Source organism: Streptomyces sp. YIM 130001 (genome assembly GCF_003574445.1).
In the GTDB taxonomy this organism is placed as follows: domain Bacteria; phylum Actinomycetota; class Actinomycetes; order Streptomycetales; family Streptomycetaceae; genus Streptomyces.
In genome coordinates this window covers 1-1,312 of record NZ_KZ984593.1, presented here as the reverse complement: position 1 = coordinate 1,312, position 1,312 = coordinate 1, and the positions used below count along the sequence as shown (strand labels likewise).

At 68.0% G+C, this 1,312-nt stretch carries 1 protein-coding gene; it reads right to left on the bottom strand.

Annotated elements, in window-relative coordinates; genetic code table 11:
• Positions 1 to 32: 32 nt before the first annotated feature.
• Positions 33 to 1,079, bottom strand: a complete 1,047-nt coding sequence (locus tag DSC45_RS35520) for an IS30 family transposase (protein ID WP_162929459.1) — start codon at positions 1,077 to 1,079, stop codon at positions 33 to 35.
• Positions 1,080 to 1,312: the final 233 nt, after the last annotated feature.

Genomic DNA, 1,312 nt, shown 5'->3' with positions numbered 1-1,312 from the left:
GGCGAATTCCAGGGGTCGTTGCAACACAGTGGTCAACTGGCTGTTGCCAGGAGCTTAGCGAGGCGCTCGGCTGGGGTTTTCCAGTCGAGCGTTTTGCGTGGGCGGCTGTTGAGTTCGGCAGCGACTGTGTCGAGGTGTTGGCGGGTGTGGGCGGACAGGTCGGTGCCCTTGGGGAAGTACTGCCGCAGCAGGCCGTTGGTGTTCTCGTTCGAACCGCGCTGCCAGGGGCTGGCCGGGTCGCAGAAGTAGACCGGGACGCCGGTAGCGACGGTGAAGGCGTGGTGGGCGCCCATTTCGGTGCCCTGGTCCCAGGTGAGGGATCGTCTCAGCAGTGCGGGCAGGGCCGTGACCGTCTCGGTCAGGGCGTCGCGGACGGTGGCCGCGGTGTGGTCGTGGGGCAGGTGGACGAGCATCAGGTAGCGGGTGCTGCGTTCGACCAGGGTGGCGACGGCCGACCGGCTCTCGCGTCCGACGATCAAGTCGCCTTCCCAGTGGCCGGGGACCGCCCGGTCGGCGGCTTCGGCGGGCCGTTCGCTGATCATGACCATGGGATGGGAGAACCGCGGTTTGCGGGCTTCGGCGTGGCGGTGCGGTTTGCGTATGGCCCGTCCGGTGCGCAGGGCGCGCGTCAGTTCCCGGCGGAGTTCGCCGCGGCCCTGGACGTAGAGGGCCTGGTAGACGGTCTCGTGGGCCACTTGCATCTCCGGCCGGTCGGGGAAGCGCCCGCGCAGAGTGTGGCAGATCTGCTCCGGGCTCCACCGCCTGGTGAGGTGGTCCTGGATGAACTTCCGGAGTTCGGGGTTCTGGCCGATCTTCCCGGACTTGGGACGGGGCCGGCGGGCGTCAGCGCGTGCCTGGGCGGCGTGCGGACGGTAGGCCCACTGGGAGGAGTCCGCCCGGAGCAGTATGCCGTTGCGGCGGACCTCCCGGCTGACAGTGGAAGGGCTGCGGTTCAGCTCGGCGGCGATGGCACGGATGGTGGCCTTCTCACGCAGCCGGTCGGCTATGTGGATGCGCTCGGCCTCGCACAAGTACCGGGACCGCACAGAAGGCGGCGCCACCGTATGGATGGGTGGCACCGCCTTCCGGCCGCCGGACGCGTGACGGCCGTTGCGCCAGCGCTTCCCTGTACGCAGATTGATCCCGACGATCCGGCTGGCCTCTGCGAACGTCACTCCTTGATCCACAAGCCGGAAGTATTCCTCCCGTTTCTGGACCTGCGGAGCATGGCCTCCACGCTTGCGCTGCTTGCTGTAATCGATGGCCAACGCATCCCCCGAACTGGGGTGTTGCAACGACCACTAGAACTCAA